Genomic DNA, 19,907 nt, shown 5'->3' with positions numbered 1-19,907 from the left:
CCCCTTTTTTTTAAGCTGTGGCAAGCTATACGCTAATCGCGCAGCCTAAAAGTTCACTCAGTTGAATAAGCTGTTGTTCATTATCAAGTTTTATTGACCACTTACAGCCACTATCATTGGCCACAAGTACATTAGCTCCCTTTCCAATTAACGTTATATAATCACATTGCGCCTGCATCACGATATGTTGCTCACCAGATAAACGTACGATCAATTCATGGGGAGTTGCGATGATCTTTCCTAATGAAAATTCAATAACCATCCTTTATTTACCCGCTTTACTTTTGATTTTCTTAACGGCTATGGTTAAACGGCTTGAACAGATGAGTCGCTCTTTTTCATCGGTCAGGTTTATTTGCCACACCTGTGTTGACACACCTAAATGTATTGGAGAGGCCGTGCCTGTCACTACCCCTGTTCTCATTGCTCGAATATGATTAGCGTTGATATCTAAGCCAACGCAAAAGTGCTGATCATCAACACACATGTTCGCAGCAACCGAACCGAGTGTTTCGGCTAGAACCACAGATGCCCCCCCATGAAGCATTCCTAACGGTTGGTGTGTAATATGCGCGACAGGCATTGTCGCAGAGATACTGTTGTCGCTAAATTCCGTATATTCAATTTGAAGGTGCTCTATTAGCGTATTCTTTGACGTTAAATTGAGTTGTTCCAAATTTAGTGGCTTTTTCCAGATAGTCATTTAGCACTCTTATTGTTTACGTTATAATTATTAACTTACAGTTATTTGATGAAGTCGTCATGGAATGACTAATTTGCCTTTCAATATGGAGATTGTAAATGCAAACAGCGTTTAAATTATCGGTACTGTGCTCTGTTATTGCGTTAACAGCTTGTAGCTCCTCGCCTACCGGAAGAAATCAGTTAATTTTGTTTTCTGATGATGAGATGAGTTCACTCGGTGGTCAGTCGTTTGAACAAATGAAAAAAGAACAACCTATTAGCATGGATAAAGCCGTTAACAGCTATGTTCAGTGTGTCGCAGACTCAGTACTCAAACATGTTCCTAATCAACCAAGCTTCGATAGCTGGGAAGTGGTGGTCTTTGATAGTGACCAAGTTAATGCCTTTGCCCTACCCGGCGGAAAGATCGGTGTTTATACTGGTTTATTAAACGTAGCGTCAAATCAAGACCAACTCGCAACCGTTATTGGACACGAAATTGCTCATGTTCTAGCTGATCACAGTAATGAACGGTTGTCACAATCTCAACTCGCTAATGCGGGATTGCAGGTTACAAGTATTGCATTAGGCTCTTCGGAATATTCAGAATACAAATCAATGACAATGGCCGCTTTAGGTGTGGGTGTGCAGTACGGTGTTATTTTACCTTACGGACGAACTCAAGAATCTGAAGCAGATATCGTGGGATTGGAGTTTATGGCAAATGCTGGGTTTGATCCTAACCAAAGTGTCGACTTATGGAAGAACATGGCTAAAGCGTCAGGTGGTGCTCAACCTCCGGAACTATTGTCTACTCACCCGTCACACGACACGCGCATTAACGATTTAAAAGCGAAGATAGCAACGTTACCTCAATACACAGGTACTAAGCCAAAATGTAGTTGAGTCAAGTTTCACTCAATAATAAAGGCGAACAGTTAAATGTTCGCCTTTATTATTTCTAACTCGAATCACGCTAAGAGCTAGGTTCCTAAAAGCTGCAGTGGAAGCTGTAGTAAAGCGTCGCCAGTTGAAGCGAAGTACCAAATGATTCCAATTAGTCCGCCAACTAAACCGATATACCAAAGCGCAGAGATAATCTGTCCGTAACGATCAAGAGGCAACAAATGGCTATGGTGACGTTGTTTCCACTCCAATACGATTTCTACTGTTCCCATGATGAGTAAGAAACCAAACAGCGTAAGCCCTAGTGAGTAACTAAGAACCACTCCGCCAATTGCGCCCGCTGCGCACAATACAATGCCGGCGACACTGTTCATCGAGAAGCTGATACTTTTTAAAATATGCCCACCATCTAAAGGCAATATGGGTAATAGATTAAACAGATTAAGGAACGCGTTAAAAACAGCGAGGCCTGCAAAGAACATATTGCCTGTAACCCAATAAGCGATAATCAATACGATCGATAAAATCAGGCCAAAGAACGGCCCCATTATTGAAATAACGACGTCTTGCCAGCGTGTATTGATTTTCTCATCGCTTAGGGCTAATCCCCCTAAAAATGGGACTAAGTAGATTCCTTTGGTTTTCATCCCAAAATATTTCATCGCTTTAACATGGCCGTACTCGTGGAATACCAAGCAGGCAATCAGCGCTAGCGCGAATTGAAATGAGAACAACCATGAATAAGCAGCAAGACTTGCTGAAGCAAGAACGACTTTAATAAGCTTTGCACTTTTGAGCGCTTTCATGCCCAGAGAGACTAAGCCGATAAGGCTGAAACGTCTTTCTGCTTTAGGTGGCGTAAATGGAACTTGCTGTTCTATGTCTTTTTGATTTCTCTCACCTTGAGTTATTGGTTGCTCGTTTATAGACAGTGAGTAATTTAGATCAAAAGGTTGCCAAATCAGATCAAGGTTAAGCTTACAGTTTAGGTGTACATCACCTTGCATTAGCGTGAACTGGTGAGTGGATTGGCTATCTGAGGAGTTTGAAGCGTCTATTTGAGATACTAGGGTGTTATCCCAGTAGAGTTGTTGCCAACCTGCCATCGAGCCTTCAAGACGTAGCGGTTTTCCAAGACATTCAATTGCTAAAAGTTCCAATGTGTTCCCTATTATTAAACGATCATTAACGCGGAGATTATGACGCGCAATAAGTGATGGGTAAAGCTAGAACTTGTGTTACAAGGTAACTAACTGACAAGTTATTGGGGTTTAATCCGAGTTTAAATACACATTGCAGCCAGAATTGGGCCAGCTAGCTAAATCCCTTTCTTTTTAATGGATAAAGTGGATAATATGCGCGTTATTTAATTTACTAAATGTGAGCCAATTATGTCTTCTGAAGCGACTATGCTAGAACGCTGCCAATCTAAATGTGAACTATGTGGAAGCGACTCTCCACTAACAGCATACGCTGTACCACCACATAGCCATGTAACAGTTGATCACGGCATCATGGCTTGTGAAAAATGTTTAAGTGAAATTGAAGACCCGAAAGACATCAACCACTGGCGTTGTCTGAACGACAGTATGTGGAGCCAAGAAGCACCAGTTCAAGTAACAGCATGGCGTCAACTGACTCGCCTTTCTGCCGAGTCATGGGCACAAGACCTACTAGAAATGATGTACCTTGAAGAAGAGACTTCAGTTTGGGCTCAAATCGGCATGTCAGCTGATGATAAGCCGTTTGATGTAAACGGTGTCGAGCTTAAAAAAGGTGACGACGTAACGGTAATTAAAGATTTACCTGTTAAAGGCACTAACCAAGTAATCAAACAAGGTACTGTTATTCGCGGAATCAGCGTTGGCGATGACCCAAAGCTTGTTTCTGGTAAAACAAACGGCGGCCAATCTATGTATGTAATTGCTGAGTTCTGTCGTAAGAAGTAATTTTCAAAAAGAATGATTGAATAGGCGCTTAATGAGCGCCTTTTTTGTACCTGGAGTTTACTTGCTGTGTTTTGGCATCAAATATCGCTTTAGAAAGACACAAACAAAAAACGCAGCCATTGGCTGCGTTTTTAAATGCTTATTACTTGATATTAGCGAGTAAGACCTAAGTCTTTTTGCATGTGGTCTGAAAGATCAGATGCATAGTAAGCGCGTGGCTGGCTGTTATCAACAAACAGAATATCTAATAAATGTGCAATCAATCCTTTGAAACTAACCGAGTAGGTTTTCTTATCCATAGAGTTTGGAACAGCGATTGTGTCTAAATGCATTACTTGTGACATAGAAGCCTCTCTATAATTCGAATAATTTCGTTTCGTTGCGGCTAATATAATTGTTTTTTAGGTGATTAAATAATGACAAAAACTACCCATAAAGATTAGTTTATCTAATGATACAATGTATTAACAATCACCGAAGTGGCAGATTCAACATCGATGAATAAATAGTCGGAAATTACTTGTTTGGATGAAAGATTATTCTCGTCATTAAATTGTTTCGTGATGCATTTAACAAAAACATTACACGTAAACAGTTGTTTCTTTTTCTCCAAAACCAACTGATAGCCCATAACCGATTAGAATATCTTGGTCTAAGCACGTGTTCTTTGTGTTACTTATCGACACAACCTTTTGTTAGGCTCTCAAAGCCACTACAATAGCTCCGACTTCAAATAGGTATTTCGTGTGAAAATTAGCAAACGATTGAAACAAATTGATGCCATGGTTGCGCCTGGCTACGACCATATTTGGGATTGCTGCTGTGATCACGGGCTTCTTGGGGCTCAGTTGCTTTCTCGTCAAGCTGGTGGGCAAGTCCACTTTGTTGATATCGTGCCTGATCTAATGGCACAACTGAAAGCCAACTTAACGAAGTTCTATTCTAGTTCCCCTACTCCCTGGCAGACTCACTGCATGGATGTCGCGAAGTTACCTTTACAAGAGTACCTAGGAAACCACCTTGTTATCATCGCTGGTGTTGGAGGGGACTTAATAAAAGAGCTCATAGAGGCTATTAATAGAAGTAACCCTTCTGAGTCAATTGACTTTCTACTGTGTCCCGTCCTTCATCATTACAGTGTTAGAGAGCATCTACGCGCACTTGGGTTTAAATCGAAACAAGAAACTCTGATTGAAGACAACAGACGGTACTACGAAGTGCAGCTTGTGACACGAACATCTACCGACAATGATGAATTACCATTGGTATCGTTAGTTGGCGACACGATATGGAAATCGAACTGTGACGCTCAACAGAGAGTAGCGAAGCAGTACCTCGCTAAAACGCTGTCTCATTACAAAAGAATAGCAAAAGGTAATCATAGTGACACTCAGCCTATTATTGAGGCTTACAAGCGTGTAGAGCGTGAATTAGCGTCTTCGATGTTGTAGTTCAATTTGAAGTAATACGAATATCGGTTACGAAACTCCTTGTATAAAAAAAGCGCCTAAAGTGGCGCTTTTTATGATTACTGTTTAAATGTACAGTGTTTGTTTTTTACTATCATTTATTGGCTACTGACGTTTCCAAGCTTAAGCCAAGTATCAATGACGGTATCTGGGTTTAGAGATACTGAACTAATCCCTTGATCCATTAACCACTTAGCAAGATCGTCGTGGTCAGAAGGTCCTTGACCACAAATACCCACATACTTACCTGCTTTGGTCGCTGCATCAATCGACATCTTCAACATTGCCTTAACCGCTGGGTTACGCTCATCAAATAGATGCGCGACATCACCAGAGTCTCGGTCTAACCCAAGAGTTAACTGGGTCATATCATTTGAACCAATTGAGAAGCCATCAAAGTACTTCAAAAACTCTTCCGCTAGAATTGCATTCGATGGAAGTTCACACATCATAATGACTTTCAGCCCTTGATCTCCACGTCGAAGGTCAAATTTAGCCAGAAGGTCAATCACAGAAGCTGCTTCACTAGGAGTGCGCACAAATGGAATCATGATTTCAACGTTCTTAAGCCCCATTCCATTACGAACACGCTTAATTGCTTGTGTTTCAAGCTCAAAGCAATCTTCAAAGACAGGAGAGATATAACGGGAAGCTCCACGGAAACCAAGCATTGGGTTTTCTTCATGTGGTTCAAAGCTCTTACCGCCAACCAAATTACTGTATTCATTTGATTTGAAGTCAGACATTCGAACGATAACGCGTTTAGGCCAGAATGCAGCAGCAATCGTTGCAATGCCTTCTGTTAGCTTACTGACGTAAAAGTCGATCGGATCTTTATAACCACGAATACGTTGTTTGATTTCAGCTTGAATCTCTTCACTCTGCGCATCAAAATTAAGTAATGCTTTAGGGTGTATTCCTATCATTTTGTTAATGATGAACTCAAGTCTTGCAAGGCCAACACCTTCATTCGGCAGTTGAGCAAAGTCAAAAGCACGGTCGGGGTTACCCACGTTCATCATTACTTTAGTAGGTAGAATAGGCAGTTCATCAACAGCAGAACGTTTGATTTCGAAATCAAGCTCGCCTTTGTAAACATACCCTGTTTCACCTTCAGAACATGAAATAGTTACAATGTCACCGTCAGTCAGTGCGCTTGTCGCTGTTCCACAGCCCACAATCGCAGGAATACCAAGCTCACGTGCAATGATTGCAGCATGGCATGTACGCCCACCTCGATTAGTAACAATCGCCGCGGCTTTCTTCATAACAGGTTCCCAGTCAGGGTCTGTCATATCTGTCACTAAAACATCGCCTTCTTGAACCAGAGACATTTGATCAAGTGAGTCCACCAACCTAACTTTACCGCTACCGATACGCTGACCAATAGCTCTGCCTTCAATCAATACGTCTGCTTTGTTGTTTAGCTCATATCGCTCGATAACATTTTGTTCTGATTGAGAGCACACCGTTTCTGGTCTTGCTTGTACGATGTATAACTGACCATCAATGCCATCTTTCGCCCATTCAATATCCATTGGACGTTGATAGTGCTTCTCAATGATCATTGCTTGCTTAGCAAGCTCTTTGATTTCTGCATCGTTAAGTGAGAATTGCTCTCTTTCTTCCGCTGACGTATCTATGATATCAACCTGTTTACCAATTTCTTGGTTGTCAGAGTAGATCATCTTGATAAGTTTGGAGCCAAAGGTTTTCTTAACGATTGGCGTTTGCCCTGCTTCAAGAAGCGGCTTATGAACATAGAATTCATCAGGGTTAACTGCGCCCTGAACAACCATTTCACCAAGGCCCCAAGAAGAGGTAATAAAGACGACTTGATCGAAACCTGATTCGGTATCAAGAGTAAACATAACGCCTGATGATGCTTTATCAGAGCGAACCATACGTTGGATACCAGCGGACAGAGAAATTCCGCGGTGGTCAAACCCTTGGTGAACACGGTAAGAGATAGCGCGATCATTAAACAAAGACGCATAAACGTGCTTTGTTGCTTCTAACACTGCATCAATGCCTTTGACGTTTAAAAACGTTTCTTGTTGGCCTGCAAATGAAGCATCAGGTAAGTCTTCAGCCGTTGCAGATGAACGCACGGCGACTGAAAGCTCTTCGTTACCATCAATAAGAGCATGATAGTCTTCACGAACAGCTTGTTCTAAATCACTTGGGAACGGGGCGTTTAACACCCAATCTCGAATTTGAGCACCTGTTTTACGTAGCGCGTCGACATCTTCAACATCTAATTCATCAAGCAGTAGATGAATTCGCTCATCAAGGCCTTCAAAATCTAGAAATTGATTAAACGCGTAGGACGTTGTAGCAAATCCGTTTGGTACTGATACACCAGCATTTGAAAGGTTTGATACCATTTCACCTAATGAGGCATTTTTACCGCCGACTTTGTCGACGTCTTCCATGGACAAGCGATTAAACCAAAGAGTGTTCTTATGCATGAATTTCTCCGAATGCATTACAGCTTTTTTGTAGGGGAAGGCAAACGATTACGCATCAACTTAAAAAAATCTAACAAATTTCAAAAGCTGTGGGGCGCGTAATTGCAGACCGGGTTTTGTTATCGTTATTATGGTACGCATCATACTCAACATAATTTGATAGTTTAAACAAAATATGCAGATCAATACCGAAAGTCGTGATGTATTCTATGTTTCTGATGGTACAGCCATCACTTGTGAAACACTTGGGCACGTTTTGCTTGGTCAATTCTCATTTTCCGCAAATGAAAAAACCTTTCCATTTGTAGAAACTGAAGACAAAGTTTTAGACGTTGTTAAAGAAATTGAGAGTAGCTTCGAAAGAAATGGAGAGAAACCGCTTGTTTTTTTCTCTATCGTATTACCAGATGTAAGGCAAATCTTGATCGAAAGCTCGGCACACTGTTATGACGTGCTAGAGGGTATTGTGCAGAAAATGCAAAAAGATCTTCAAATGGATCCAACGCCAAAGCTTCAACGTTCACGAAGTGTGAAAAGAGACTCAGACACGTATTTTGATCGAATTGCAGCTATCGAATATACCTTAGCTCATGATGATGGAATCACACTTAAAGGAATAGAGAAAGCCGATATAGTATTGCTGGGTGTTTCCCGAAGTGGAAAAACGCCTACAAGTCTCTATATGGCAATGCAGTTTGGCTTAAGAGTCGTTAACTACCCTTTCATTGATGACGATATAAAAGCGATGCGCCTTCTTCCAGAATTTGAAATTCACCGACACAAATTGTTTGGTTTAACCATAAACCCTGAAAGGTTGACCGAAATTCGTGAAAATCGTTTATCAGGCAGCGATTATGCGAGTACAGAGCAATGTAGACTGGAGCTAGCGAGTGTAGAAGCTCTTTTCAGGCGTGAAGCGATTCCTTATATCAATACCTCTTCTCTTTCTGTTGAAGAAATTTCGACTCGTATTTTAGAAAAAGCGGGCTTGAAACGAAGATTGGTTTAGGTCGTTACAGCCCAAGCTTACTTTCTTGGGCTGTAACTTGGCTTTGTAAGATCTACAGTATTTTCTTTCTAATCATCGCTGATACGCGTTCAACACCAATCACGACTACCAGTATTGATAAAATTACGGTCAGCGCTTGATCATATCTGAACAGATTCATTGACGCAGACAATTCAACACCAATTCCCCCCGCTCCAACCAAACCGAGAACAACCGCACTTCGTACTGCTTTTTCAACCGAATAAAGGCTAGTTGCAACAAATGATGGCAAACATTCCGGTACGACAGCACCCATGATCACACCACTTTGCTTTGCGCCAATGGCATTAAGTGCGTGACTTGGACCAGGATCGATCTCTTCAATGCGTTCGGAGAAAAAGCGAGCACAGAAACCAATGGTATCCATGACGATAGCAAGAATGCCGGCCAGTGGCCCTAGACCAACGGCAATAACAAACACTAGCGCCCAAACAAGGTCTGGAATAGTTCTGAACGTCGAGACGATATTGACACAAACCATACGAACCAAAGGGTGTGGTGTTGTATTACGAGCGCACAATAATGCCATTGGTAAACTAAGGATGACACCAAACACCACGCCCACAATCGCCATTTGAAACGTTTCTAACATCGCTTTTGCAATGACATCCACGCGATCTAATTTAGGCGGGAAAGCCTCACCAATAAATGTGCCTAAATTAAAGAATCCATTGCCTAGTCTGTCAGCAGTAATATTGGCCTCATTAACGCCATTAACAAAAAACGCCAATACAACAATAGCGATAACCCAAGCAAAGATAGATGGACTTTCTAACCTAGGCGGCAGAGAATTGTGTTTCGTTGAAACTTGTTCCATTAGAGTTTTCCAAAACGTTAGTGTTAATCTTGTATAGCTGGTCAATATCTTGCTGGGAGATATTGGAAGAGAGTGAGTCAAACATTAACTTTCCAGAATTAAGGCCAACAAAACGATCGCCAAATTCACGAGCAAATTCGATTTGATGAAGAACGCAGATTACAGTCATCTTTCGCTCTTTAATTATGTCCCACAGCAGCGTCATTACCTCATGCCCTGCTTTAGGGTCAAGGCTAGCAACTGGCTCATCGGCAAATACGATCTCAGCATCTTGCATCAACATTCTTGCTATAGCGACACGTTGCTGTTGCCCACCAGATAAAGTATCGGTTCTTCGACCCGCTAAATGAGAGAGTCCCACTCGCTCTAACGAATCCATCGCAAGTAGTCTGTCCGATTTATTGGCCGTTATACTATTACATGCAAAGTATCCTTTTCTGCCCATCAACCCAAACAGTACATTTTGAAGAACCGAGAGGTTTCCAACCATGTTGAACTTTTGAAACACACAGCCAATCTTTTGTCTTAACTCACGTAGTTCTCTTTTCGGAGCGGTTGTCAGGTCCGTTCCATTTAAGATAATGCTGCCCTCTGTAATATCTTCTATTCCAGTTAGGCATTTCATTAAAGTCGATTTTCCACAGCCGTTATGGCCAAGAATAACGACACCTTCTCCTTGCTCAACATTAAACGAAAGCCCGTTAAGGGCCTGCGTTCCGTCGCTGTAGGTCTTTTTTAAGTTTTGAACGTCTAAGCGCATAGGTGTCTCTTAACTATTAACTATTAACTATGTGGATTAAAGCAGAGAGTAGGATTCACGGACCATGTCGTAAGCCGAGTCATTGACTGAAACCATTTCAGCGCCAACGTATTTTTTACGTTTTCCTGGTGCAAGAATCGCTTGAAGTAATCCATCAGGATCGTCCATAAATTTTTCTTGAATGAAGTCTGAACATTGTTGAGATATATGAGGGCCAGCAATTAGCGGATCACCAGGCATAGTTTGGCTGCGAGCAATAATTTTGTATTTCCCTTCGCCTTGTTGCGCTGCAAATGGTGCAAAATCACGGACACCAGTACCAACAGCATCCACTTCACCAGATGCTAACGCTTGCATTCTAGCGCCAGCTAAAAGGCTAATGTTTAAGTCACGATCTAAATCGATGCCTTCTTTGTGTAGCATGTACATTGGCATGATGTGGCCTGTTGTTGAGCCGTGGTCTTTCATTGCTACATGCTTACCTTTTAAATCTTCAAGGCTATCGATACCGCTGTCTGTTGGAGCAATAAAAACAGAATAATATTCAGGACGAACAACAGCACTGATTGGCTTGATACCTTCAACGTGTTCAGTCATAAGAACATATTCAGACGGACCCGCAAGTACGATATCAACTTGGTTGAAACGAAGTGCGTTAATCGCTGTTGTGCGGTTACCTACTGGATAGAATTCAACATTAACACCTAAACGATTTTCAACTTCGTCGACAAACTGCTGGTAAGTCAGTTGTAACTCTTCTGTACCTTCAATACCTGTATCGGCAAAGCGAAGTGTATCAGGACAAACAGATGCGAATACGCTAGTAGCGGCTAGCGATAATGTTAAGACTGACAGTTGTTTAAGCTTTGTTTTCATTTTGAACTCCTCATTTTTGTATGAACAATTTAATGAGGAAATATGACGTTTATAAGTAGGTTGTGCTTCAGTTGTATTAAATTAAGGTCATACTAAATACTATGCTCAAATCTAATTATTGTTTACAAATGAAAAGCCCGGACAAATCCGGGCTTTCTTTGTTAAATGTTTTAATTATTAGAATGCGTATTGAACGCCAGCACCTGCAGAGACTTCAGTTTCAACATATGTCGTTTCTGATGTCCCAGTTACCGTTGCAGAAGCAGACCAACCTGACTCACCGAACGATTTGGCCGCACCAACAGACACCGCCTCAGAATCACCAGAGAAACCAACACCTGCGCCAAGTGCGAATTGACCATTTGTCACCTGTGGACGAGCGTTCACTGTTGCCTGAGTCGTTGCCATCGCATTATCGTGGTAATCCATATACTCTTCACTTTGAGCTTGTAGTGCAGCGCTTAGTGATTCGACACCCTCTCCACTGAATGTACCTGGAGTAGTAGGTTCTAACTCTCCCGATTCATTTGGAGTTGGCTTAATGTTGTCCACTATGTCACGTATTGGATCTTCACTTCCAGATGCATTTTCTAGAGCCTCCAGTTTAACCATTTTTGTCATTACTTGGCCTTCACCTGCGTTTTCAGTTAAGTCTCCATCTCCTATTTCTGGTAATGGTTTAACAGGCTCAACTGGGTTTGTAGGCGGTTTAGCCGGAATCTCAGGGAGAGGTTTAACCGGCTCTACCGGGTTTGTAGGCGGCTTTGCTGGAATCTCCGGCAATGGCTTAATTGGTTCAGGCTTTGTGATAGGATCATGAGGCCCTGGTACTTCACCTACTGGTAGATCAATAGCTTCGTCTACTTCACGTAAATAAGCTTCTGCTGCTTGTCGTCCTGCTATTCGTGCAGAACCATCTCCTACTTCACCTTTACCATTAGTCAGTTCATCGTATGCTGCACTTCGATATGCTTCTGCAGTACCTTCAGCAATAATACCATCAACTCTTGTTGGGTCTTCGACAGGGTTCGTTGCACCATGGTCTGGTTTTTCAGGTGCTGGCTCTGGTTTAACAGGAGTTGGTTTCTCCGGTTGTGGTTGAGGTTTAATTGGATCACTAGGCCCTGGAACTTCACCTACAGGCAGATCAACAGCTTCGTCTACTTCTCGTAAATAAGCTTCTGCTGCTTGTCGTCCTGCTATTCGTGCAGCACCATCTCCTGCTTCACCTTTTCCATTAGTCAGTTCATCGTATGCTGCGCTTCGATATGCTTCAGCAGCACCTTCAGCAATAATGCCATCAACTCTTGTTGGGTCTTCAACTGGGTTCGTTGCACCAAAGTCTGGTTTCTCAGGGGAAGGCTCTGGTTTCACCGGTGCTGGCTTTTCTGGTAGTGGCTGAGGTTTTAGTGGATCATGTGGCCCAGGCAGTTCACCATTTGGTAGATCTATCGTTTGGTCAAGCTCATATAAGAATGCTTCAGCTTCTTGTCGGGCAATTATGGCTGCTTCTTCTGGAGTGCTTTTACCACTCTCAATTTCCCTTTGAAATGCTTCTTGGTAAACATCTTTCGTTGCTTCCCCAATTACACCCAAATTATGTTTTGGATCTTCTACAGGAATACTTGGGGTGGTTTCCGGCAGCTTAATTGAGTTTTCATTGCTACCAATATCTAGAGATTGCGCAAACGCTATACTTGATGCGAATATAAATGGGACGGATGCGACAATTAAATTGAGTTTCATTTTAAACCTTATAAATCAACATAAAACTGGAGATGCCCCCTTAGCGTGACCCAATACTTTTGAACTAATAGAAAGTATTCGTCGCTTGGCAATCTCAATAATTAAGCTGTAATAACTTCTTACAACTTGGATGCGTTGAAGTATGAGGAATTAAGTGAATCAAATCTGAACATGAGAGGGCTCAAATTTGACACCTCAGAAATGTAGCTAAACTCGAACATTAAACACATAATAATTTATGCCGAGTTGCTTGAATCCTAATGGGTTAGATACGCAAAATCATCGACAGCATGGATGCTATCGATGATTTGGTTTATTAAGTATTTATCTTTCTATTTATTCAAAAACTCTGAGATAGCTCTATAAACTTGATTACATTCGTCTTCGACAAGGTCTTCCATATTCATAAATGTATGAATCATCTCGTCAAAGTGTATGTGCTCAGCGTTTACACCAACCGCTTTTACTTGCTCGTAGTACCGAGTACCTTCGTCTCTTAACGGGCAAAATTCAGCAGTAATCATCAGTGTTTCAGGTAGTTGATTTGTAAACTCACCAAAGAGCGGAGACACTGCGTGGCGATCTTCATTACGCTTAAAGTAATTATCAAAATACCAAGCGATCTTCCCTTTTTGTAATAAATATCCCGTTGCGTTCTGCTTCATGGATTCTGAATCCATCGTGTAATCTAAACTTGGATAAATCATAGCTTGTTTGTATATAGACACAGAATTGTCAAACTGCGCTTTACGACTTACCGAAGCAACCAACGCGCCACCTCCCGAATCACCGACGACAGAAACCTGCTTTGTATAATTGAGCGATCTGCTTTCTAAAGTATCCCACACATTTTTAACTGCAGAGTAAGCATCGTTTATGCCTGCCGGATATGGGCATTCAGGTGCTAAGCGATAGTCAACAGATACAACAATATGGCGGGTAGAATTAGCCAATTTACGGCAGATTGGATCATAAACCGTCACGCTTCCGGCCATGTGACCTCCCCCGTGATAGTAAACTATGACAGGGAGTGACTCTTTCGGCGCTGGATGATAAATACGTACGGGAACGTCATAATCATCACCCGCTACTAAATCATCTTGAACCCATTCAATTTCAGGTATATTTGTCACGAGCCCTTTGGTTAAATTGGCAAGCCCTTCACGAGCGTTTGTCGCTGTCGGTTTGAACCCACCTTCAACAAGCTTCACGACTAGTTGGTTAAAGTTGTCTAACCAAGGAGCGAGTTTTTGACTTACTTTGCGCATAGCGAACTCCTAAGCTGTCTTTGTTTGTTGAGGTAACACATCAGGATTTTTTCCCGTTTCCGGCAACATAAAGCTCGCGATGAAGAACGTCGATGAACACGCTACTGCAAACATGGCCGCATAAGCGATGTTACCTGTTGAATCTGCGATGATTCCAGAAATAAACATCAAAATAGTTTCAACAACATACGAAATTGACCAGAACATGCCGAATACGACGGTAATTCGTGCTGGTGTCATATTTGGTAGCTCTTGAGGAAGCGTAACTAGCGCCGTCATTGGAACAAACATAAAGAATCCTGCGAAAAAAGCCGATCCGTAAGCAATCATTGCACTATCTGTAAATATCATTAACGCAGCAAAAGCTGTCATCGCAAGACCGCAGTAACGAATGATCGGTACTCGAAGTGGTAGTCGTTTAGTAATCAATATGCCCACAATCGTACCGACCATACCCGCACCAATCATAATCGAAGAAAGGTATTTTGCTTCAGCAGCAAAGCTTGGCACCATAGGAAAGATTGCGAATACTGAGATGTAGCAAAATAGAAGGCCAGAGTAAGCAATAGGAAGCCACCAGTTAACGCTCTCTTTCACACCGTCTTTTAACGTGTATGTTTGAGCTGGCGTATCTCCCTTAGCGCCATTTGATAGTGAGAAATCATCACTAATAAACCACCAGATAACTAGTACAACAAAACTCGCGGCTGATATTGCTAAGATAACGTTTTGCCAGATATCTAAATGCGCGAGCAACGTGCCTGTCAGTAATATTGCTAATAAGTTACCCATGTTAAACGCTGCGGCGTTGATACCGTTGATCATTGGGCGCTCTTCAGGTGTAAAGTAATTGATAACGATTGGATTGAAATAGACAATAACGAAAGCGCCACCAAACCCCATGATTAGTCGGGTAATGACATACATAGGATAGCTCGAAGCGAACGCTCCTAATGCACCAGCAACAATCAGTAGAGACGCAAACCCAAAGGCTTTCTTAGGCCCTAGCTTAACGAGAAAACTCGCAGCAAGTAAGTTACCAATTATTTTGGCGATAGTAATCGCATTGGTCATCCATGTCGCGGCCGCCATACCTTCAATTTGATAAAAGGCCATGATGTCTTTTGTCATCATAGAGCCCGCAACCCACGACATCGCAAAAAGCGCATAGGTCATGAAGATGACAAGCTCGATCAGTTTTTTCTTATTCATGCTCATATTCTTTTCCTTAAGTTTCGTATTATATATGGGGGCTTGTAGGTTAGCCCCCTAATGCAGTTATTAAGTTTTGATATTTATTACGGATGAAGTTCTTTTAACGCATGTACGTCGACACGTTTTTTATAGTCGACATTAGGTTGTTCAAATCCATTTAGCTGTAGGAAAGCCTGCTTGTATCCTTGGTAATCACCGATGTCCATGAAGTTATAAGCGGTCATTTGCGTCATTAGTGCAGATACTTCACTTTGAACGGCATCGCTGAGTTCCCAGTCGTCAACGCGAATTAGTCGTTGTTCATCAACTACAGCTTGGCCATCTACAGGATATAAGCGCTCCGAAAACATGCGTTGCATTTGTTCAATACAATCTTCGTGTAACCCTTTCTCTTTCATTACTTTGAAGAGGCAAAGAATGTATGGCGAGAACGCAGGAATAAACACACTTGCCTTAGTGACTAGCGCCTTACACACAGAGACGTAAGCCTCGCCACCGATGGCTTTTAATTGATGGTTAATTTTGTCACTCGTTGCATGAAGGTGCTGCTTAGCTATCCCCAACGTGCCTTGGTGATAAATTGGGTACGTTGCTTTAGGCCCGATGTACGAATAAGCCACGGTCTTTGCGCCATTCGCTAAAACGTCTTGCTCTAATAAGAAGTCGATCCACTCTTGCCAATCTTCGCCACCCATTACTTTTTCAGTTGATTTTATTTCATCATCAGAAGCTGGTTCTAGTACAGAATCGTATAAGCTGTCTTCTTCTAGGTTTACTGTTTGACCAGTGAACGGTTCACCTACCGTTTTTAGGCATGAACGCCATAAATTACCGGTTTCTGAATTAGGACGCACGCCTGTTGCAAGGCTATATACTACCAAATCTACTTTTCCGCCAAATTCATCTCGAATAAACTCAACTACTTCTTCGCGAACTTTGGGAGAGAATGCATCGCCGACAAAGTTTTTCGCTATATGCTCTTCTTTTTCAGCCGCTTCACGAAAAGAGATGTTGTTGTACCAACCTGCAGTTCCAATCCCCTTTTCACTTGGACCACGCTCAAATGAAACACCAATCGTGTCAGCTTTCGCGCCGCCAAAGGTTAATGCGATACGCGATGCCAAACCAAAGCCTGAAGAAGCGCCAAGGATTAGAACCTTTTTAGGGCCACCTTCTATTGGCGCATGGGCCTTTACGTATTCAATTTGATTCAATACCGCTTGTTTGCAACCTTCAGGGTGCGCTGTTCGTGCTACCACGCCTTTGATGACAGGTTCGATGATCATAATGTGTCCTTTTCTAATGGCGTGTTGTCTTTTGGCGGCATGACGGTTGCTACACCTGTAATTACCACTTTTCCATCTTGATTGGTGGTTGTAGTGGAGAATTTAACGATGTTCTTCTCTTTATTTATTTCAATGATTTCGCAGCGGGCGGTGACAACATCGTCAAAATAGACTGGTGCAACAAATCGATTTTCTTGTCCAAGATAAATCGTACCTTCCCCAGGTAGCCTCATTCCAAGAACGGTGGATGTGAGACCAGACACAAGTGCGCCGTGAGCAATACGCTCACCAAACACGGATGCTTTAGCATGAGCTTCGTCAATGTGGACGGGATTGATATCGCCTGAGATATCAGCAAAAGTGAGTACTTCTGATTGAGTGATACGCTTTTCGACACTGGCTGATTGGCCAATTTCGAGCTGCTCTATGGTATACGACATAGATTACCTATTTATTGGGGTGGCTTTGGAAATATCCTCACCCACCAAAAAAGAATTCGTTTAAATGTTTAGGATTGTTAATTGCTAAGCTCAAGACCCATAGGGGTATCCCAGAAGATGCGGCTGTCCATCATCTTTAGGTCTCGGCTGATTGCTGGCTTGAACGCCATATGAGAAAGAATGTCTTTTTCAAGATCAACGCCAGGCGCTATCTCTGTTAATTCGATGGTTTCATCTGACAAACTGAAAACAGCGCGCTCAGTGATATACATGACTGACTTGTTATTGGCTCTTGCTGTATCTGATGAGAAAGTAATCTGTTGAACGCTTTCGATGAATTTGTCTATCGTGCCTTCTTCAATGATTTTTAGTTCCCCTTCCTCAGCAATGATCTTCGATCGCCCCGCAGTGAAGGTTCCGCAAAAGAACACTTGTTTGGCATTTTGAGTGATGTCGATGAAACCACCGCAGCCCGCAATTTTAGGACCAAATTTGGAAACATTCAGGTCACCTTTTTGGTCTGTTTCAGCCAAACCAAGAAAGGCTTGATCTAAACCGCCACCGTCATAAAAATCGAACATCTGATCTTGAGTGATAATTGCTTCTGGAAATGCTGAAGCACCAAATGAAAGCCCGCCAGCGGGTGTTCCGCCTATCGCGCCCGGTTCAACCGTGGCAATAAGTTGATCGCTTACTCCTTCTTCGTCGGTGACTTCGGCAATCACTTCTGGTGCACCAATCCCATAGTTAATGATGGCGCCTTTTTTGAGTTCCATTGCAGCACGGCGAGCGATAACTTTTTTTGCATCAAGCTTACGTGGTATTACTTGATCACTGGTTTGCACTCCACGACCGACATAACTAGCATTCATCTCTTCAGCGAAAGTTTGCATGTGGTTTTGACCATCAGTGACGACGATGGCGTCAACAAATATGCCGGGGATTCGAACGGACTGAGGATCAAGCGTTCCGGTAGGCACTACTTTTTTCACTTGTACTATGACTTTGCCGCCTTGATTGCGGACCAATTGCGCCGCTGCAAGATTTTCAAGAATAAGGCATTCATCTTCCATCGAGATGTTGCCATTTTCGTCAGCTGTGGTACCACGCAGTAGCGCTACATTTGCATCAATACGAGAAAAGAAGAGATACTCTTTGCCTGCTACTTCGGTGAGGTGAACTCGTTCTTCTTTTGTTGAATTGTTGATTCGGCCACCTTCTACTCTTGGATCAACAAAAGTGCCTAGCCCTATATGGCTAATACAGCCCGGTTTTCCTGCGGCAGAGTCTCTAAATAGTTGACACAACACGCCTTGAGGCAGATTAAATCCTGTGATCTTTTCGTCATTTGCTAGCTTCTGAAGCCTTGGGATAAGCCCCCAATGACCACCGATTGCACTCTTGACCATACCTTCGTACGAGAGGTGGTTGTTGGCTTTACTTTTTCCATCGCCCTGTCCCGCAGCAAAGATCAATTCTAAATTTTTAGGGTGACCCGTTGTAAGAAAACGTTCACCGACGGCTTCTTCAATAGCTTCAGGAACAACCGCGCCAATAAAGCCGCCTAGTATCACTTTGTCTTCATCTTGAATGAGTTCGGCTGCTTGTTGGCAAGTCAGTTGAGTTACTTTAGACATGGCTAAAACCTTTTAAACTATTTGTTAACTGTTGTGATTTAAATATGTACGTGTCGGAATTCAACACGCACTAATAGTATGATTACGCGCGCTTAAGAATGACCGCGGTACCCATTCCGCCACCAATACAAAGCGATGCAAGACCAAGCTTTTTGTCTTGTTTGATCATTTCATATAACAGCGTTGTGAGAACTCGCCCACCCGATGCACCTAAAGGGTGGCCTAGCGCAATAGCGCCGCCATTGAGATTGGTTTTATCGTCAAACCATTCCATATCAACATCATGCTCTTTTGTTAGACCATGCATAACGCCAAGAGCTTGGGCTGCAAATGCTTCATTTAATTCAAGTAATTCAATATCAGTAAGTTTGAGGTCTGCACGTTGAAGTGCTTGTTTGATAGCCGGAACAGGGCCTAACCCCATTATGGCGGGATCAACGCCCCCCTGCCCGTAAGCAAGTACTTCGGCGATTGGCTCTAAACCAAATTCCTCGATAGATTCTTCTGAAGCCAAAACAAAGGCAACACCACCATCGTTGATGCCCGAGGCATTTCCAGCCGTAACACTTCCAGTTTTATCAAAAGCTGGACGAAGCTTCGCCAACGATTCAATCGTCGTTTGTTTTCGAGGGTATTCATCTTGAGAAAATGACAGCGTTTCTCGTCTCTGCTTTACCTCAATGGGAACAATCTCATCGTCAAATCGCCCTGATTCTACTGCCGCTACTGCGCGTTGTTGGCTACGAAGCGCAAAGTTATCTTGAGCTTCACGGCTGATCTTGTAATGTTTCGCAATATTTTCCGCTGTAACGCCCATATGGTATTGATGAAAAGCATCAGTAAGACCGTCATTGATCATGCTGTCTTTCATTGTTTGGTGGCCCATTTTCGCGCCTGAACGGTTTTTTGCATCCATAACGTATGGGGCTTGAGACATGTTCTCCATACCCGCAGCAACAACAATATTTGCATCCCCACTTTTAATTTTACTCGCCGCTTCCATTACGGTTTTCATACCCGAACCACAAATCATATTTAACGTATAAGCGGGTACTTCCTGTGGAATATCAGCATACATGGCCGCTTGGCGCCCTGGCCCCATGCCTTGACCTGCACCAAGAACGTTACCCACAATGACTTCATCTACATTTTGTGGTGCGACATTACTTTGCAACAGCGATGCTGCTATCGCTGTACCACCGAGTTCAGAAGCTGGTACACCTGTTAAAGTGCCACCGAAGCTGCCTAATGCTGTACGTTTAGCGCCGACGATAAATACTCGTTTCATTACTAATTCCTTCACTCTTGATTGATAATTTATGATTTTATTCAGTG

Annotated in this window: 19 protein-coding genes; 4 read left to right on the top strand and 15 right to left on the bottom strand. The window is 42.6% G+C overall.

The genetic code is table 11. The features are described from left to right. Positions 1 to 25: 25 nt before the first annotated feature. Positions 26 to 262 carry a DUF3389 domain-containing protein gene (locus L4D20_RS04230; RefSeq protein WP_428800296.1) on the bottom strand — a complete coding sequence of 79 codons (237 nt, stop codon included), beginning with the start codon at positions 260 to 262 and terminating at the stop codon, positions 26 to 28. A 3-nt stretch (positions 263 to 265) separates the two neighbouring features. Further along, the gene (locus L4D20_RS04225) at positions 266 to 703 is read right to left on the bottom strand and encodes a hotdog fold thioesterase (RefSeq protein ID WP_428800295.1); all 438 of its coding nucleotides are present in this window, start codon (positions 701 to 703) and stop codon (positions 266 to 268) included. 98 nt (positions 704 to 801) lie between these two features. Here L4D20_RS04225 and L4D20_RS04220 point away from each other — a divergent pair, with 98 nt between their 5' ends. Next, entirely contained in the window at positions 802 to 1,590 is a 789-nt protein-coding gene (locus tag L4D20_RS04220; RefSeq protein ID WP_428800294.1) for a M48 family metallopeptidase, read from the top strand. Between the two features lie 77 nt (positions 1,591 to 1,667). Here the strand turns inward: L4D20_RS04220 and L4D20_RS04215 are convergent, their stop codons facing one another. After that, on the bottom strand, positions 1,668 to 2,750 hold the full coding sequence (locus L4D20_RS04215; RefSeq protein ID WP_428800293.1) for a site-2 protease family protein: 1,083 nt from the start codon (positions 2,748 to 2,750) through the stop codon (positions 1,668 to 1,670). A gap of 231 nt (positions 2,751 to 2,981) precedes the next feature. Between L4D20_RS04215 and L4D20_RS04210 the strand changes: the two genes are divergently transcribed. Beyond that, complete coding sequence (locus L4D20_RS04210) at positions 2,982 to 3,539, top strand: PhnA domain-containing protein (protein ID WP_428800292.1); 558 nt, start codon at positions 2,982 to 2,984, stop codon at positions 3,537 to 3,539. Positions 3,540 to 3,691: 152 nt separating this feature from the next. Here L4D20_RS04210 and L4D20_RS04205 read toward each other — a convergent pair whose 3' ends face one another. Further along, the gene (locus L4D20_RS04205) at positions 3,692 to 3,883 is read right to left on the bottom strand and encodes a hypothetical protein (RefSeq protein ID WP_428800291.1); all 192 of its coding nucleotides are present in this window, start codon (positions 3,881 to 3,883) and stop codon (positions 3,692 to 3,694) included. A 402-nt stretch (positions 3,884 to 4,285) separates the two neighbouring features. On the opposite strand from L4D20_RS04205, the gene L4D20_RS04200 reads away from it, so the two are divergent. Beyond that, the gene (locus L4D20_RS04200) at positions 4,286 to 4,990 is read left to right on the top strand and encodes a tRNA (adenine(22)-N(1))-methyltransferase (RefSeq protein ID WP_428800290.1); all 705 of its coding nucleotides are present in this window, start codon (positions 4,286 to 4,288) and stop codon (positions 4,988 to 4,990) included. 116 nt (positions 4,991 to 5,106) lie between these two features. Here the strand turns inward: L4D20_RS04200 and ppsA are convergent, their stop codons facing one another. Further along, positions 5,107 to 7,479, bottom strand: coding sequence for a phosphoenolpyruvate synthase (gene ppsA, locus L4D20_RS04195; RefSeq protein ID WP_428800289.1), 2,373 nt, complete (start codon positions 7,477 to 7,479; stop codon positions 5,107 to 5,109). 175 nt (positions 7,480 to 7,654) lie between these two features. Here ppsA and ppsR point away from each other — a divergent pair, with 175 nt between their 5' ends. Then, positions 7,655 to 8,488, top strand: a complete 834-nt coding sequence (gene ppsR, locus L4D20_RS04190) for a posphoenolpyruvate synthetase regulatory kinase/phosphorylase PpsR (protein ID WP_428800288.1) — start codon at positions 7,655 to 7,657, stop codon at positions 8,486 to 8,488. A 52-nt stretch (positions 8,489 to 8,540) separates the two neighbouring features. On the opposite strand, the gene phnE is transcribed toward ppsR, so the two are convergent. From phnE to L4D20_RS04140, 10 genes are all read right to left on the bottom strand, one after another. Beyond that, a complete protein-coding gene (gene phnE / locus L4D20_RS04185) occupies positions 8,541 to 9,344 on the bottom strand; it encodes a phosphonate ABC transporter, permease protein PhnE (RefSeq protein ID WP_428800287.1) in 804 nt (267 codons plus the stop codon). Continuing rightward, entirely contained in the window at positions 9,304 to 10,104 is an 801-nt protein-coding gene (gene phnC / locus L4D20_RS04180; RefSeq protein WP_428800286.1) for a phosphonate ABC transporter ATP-binding protein, read from the bottom strand. Before phnC ends, phnE begins: the two co-directional genes overlap by 41 nt. A gap of 36 nt (positions 10,105 to 10,140) precedes the next feature. After that, entirely contained in the window at positions 10,141 to 10,980 is an 840-nt protein-coding gene (gene phnD / locus L4D20_RS04175) for a phosphate/phosphite/phosphonate ABC transporter substrate-binding protein (protein ID WP_428800285.1), read from the bottom strand. A gap of 177 nt (positions 10,981 to 11,157) precedes the next feature. Continuing rightward, complete coding sequence (locus L4D20_RS04170) at positions 11,158 to 12,726, bottom strand: YadA C-terminal domain-containing protein (RefSeq protein ID WP_428800284.1); 1,569 nt, start codon at positions 12,724 to 12,726, stop codon at positions 11,158 to 11,160. Between the two features lie 332 nt (positions 12,727 to 13,058). Continuing rightward, on the bottom strand, positions 13,059 to 13,994 hold the full coding sequence (locus L4D20_RS04165) for an alpha/beta hydrolase (RefSeq protein WP_428800283.1): 936 nt from the start codon (positions 13,992 to 13,994) through the stop codon (positions 13,059 to 13,061). Between the two features lie 9 nt (positions 13,995 to 14,003). Then, positions 14,004 to 15,212 (bottom strand): MFS transporter, encoded by a 1,209-nt coding sequence (locus L4D20_RS04160; protein ID WP_428800282.1) that lies wholly within the window; start codon positions 15,210 to 15,212, stop codon positions 14,004 to 14,006. Positions 15,213 to 15,292: 80 nt separating this feature from the next. Continuing rightward, positions 15,293 to 16,495, bottom strand: coding sequence for an enoyl-ACP reductase FabV (gene fabV / locus L4D20_RS04155; RefSeq protein ID WP_428800281.1), 1,203 nt, complete (start codon positions 16,493 to 16,495; stop codon positions 15,293 to 15,295). Next, positions 16,492 to 16,935: a MaoC family dehydratase gene (locus tag L4D20_RS04150; protein WP_428800280.1), complete on the bottom strand. Its 444-nt coding sequence runs from the start codon at positions 16,933 to 16,935 to the stop codon at positions 16,492 to 16,494. Before L4D20_RS04150 ends, fabV begins: the two co-directional genes overlap by 4 nt. 77 nt (positions 16,936 to 17,012) lie before the next feature. Then, positions 17,013 to 18,572 (bottom strand): acyl CoA:acetate/3-ketoacid CoA transferase, encoded by a 1,560-nt coding sequence (locus L4D20_RS04145; protein WP_428800279.1) that lies wholly within the window; start codon positions 18,570 to 18,572, stop codon positions 17,013 to 17,015. A gap of 82 nt (positions 18,573 to 18,654) precedes the next feature. Next, complete coding sequence (locus tag L4D20_RS04140) at positions 18,655 to 19,860, bottom strand: acetyl-CoA C-acetyltransferase (protein ID WP_428800278.1); 1,206 nt, start codon at positions 19,858 to 19,860, stop codon at positions 18,655 to 18,657. Positions 19,861 to 19,907: the final 47 nt, after the last annotated feature.

Origin of the sequence: Vibrio kyushuensis, assembly GCF_050337325.1 — a bacterium.
GTDB lineage: Bacteria > Pseudomonadota > Gammaproteobacteria > Enterobacterales > Vibrionaceae > Vibrio > Vibrio kyushuensis.
This window is presented reverse-complemented; position numbering and strand designations above follow the sequence as displayed.